Below are 834 nucleotides of genomic sequence, written 5' to 3'. Positions count from 1 at the left end.
TCTCCCTACGGGTATCAAACTAACTTGTTGGTTTACAGCGTAGGTAATTACAAATTGACCGACTATGTGCGAATTGGTGTGCCGATTTCGATTGTGTATTCCGTATTGGTACTGACATTGATTCCGGTCTTCTTTCCGTTTTAATTCCGATAAATACAAGGATTCGTTATGACCGCTGAAACACCGGTAAAAGATGAAAACATTGTCTGGCATCAGCACACGGTTGATAAACAGTTTCGTGCTGAGCTGAAAAAACAGAAACCAGCAGTGCTTTGGTTTACTGGTTTATCTGGTGCAGGTAAGTCAACCGTCGCGGGCGCGCTGGAGAATCGTTTAGCTGAGTTGGGCTACCACACTTATTTGTTGGACGGTGACAATGTTCGTCATGGCCTGTGTAGTGATCTAGGCTTTTCTGAACAAGATCGTCGTGAAAATATTCGTCGTATTGGCGAGTTGGCGAAACTGATGGCAGATGCGGGTTTGATTGTGTTGTCCGCGTTCATTTCTCCTCACCGTGCTGAGCGTCAACTCGTTCGCGATTTACTGCCCGAAGGTGAGTTCATTGAAGTGTTTGTGAATGCATCTCTCGAAGTGTGCGAAGGCCGAGATCCAAAAGGTTTATACAAAAAAGCGCGAGCAGGTGAGATCCCAAATTTCACGGGTATTGATTCAGAATATCAAGCGCCAATCAATCCAGAAATTGATTTGCCAGCAGGCGAGAAGAGCGTCGAAGAGTTGGTTGAGTTGTGTTTGAATGAGCTTAAACAGCGTCGTGTGATCAGCTAACTCAGCTTTTGGATCATGGATGGAAAAAAGCCTCGTGTGATGCTTGAG

Annotated in this window: 2 protein-coding genes; both read left to right on the top strand. The window is 45.3% G+C overall.

Annotated features, from left to right (window positions below):
- Positions 1 to 144 (top strand): anion permease (locus R7R78_RS25335; protein ID WP_225474527.1); only part of this gene is annotated, 144 nt, incomplete at its 5' end.
- Between the two features lie 24 nt (positions 145 to 168).
- Positions 169 to 786 carry an adenylyl-sulfate kinase gene (gene cysC / locus R7R78_RS25330; protein ID WP_005454655.1) on the top strand — a complete coding sequence of 206 codons (618 nt, stop codon included), beginning with the start codon at positions 169 to 171 and terminating at the stop codon, positions 784 to 786.
- Positions 787 to 834 lie beyond the last annotated feature (48 nt).

Source organism: Vibrio sp. 2134-1, from assembly GCF_033339495.1.
Note: the sequence above shows the minus strand (reverse complement) of the source record. Positions and strands in the feature narration are given on the sequence as shown.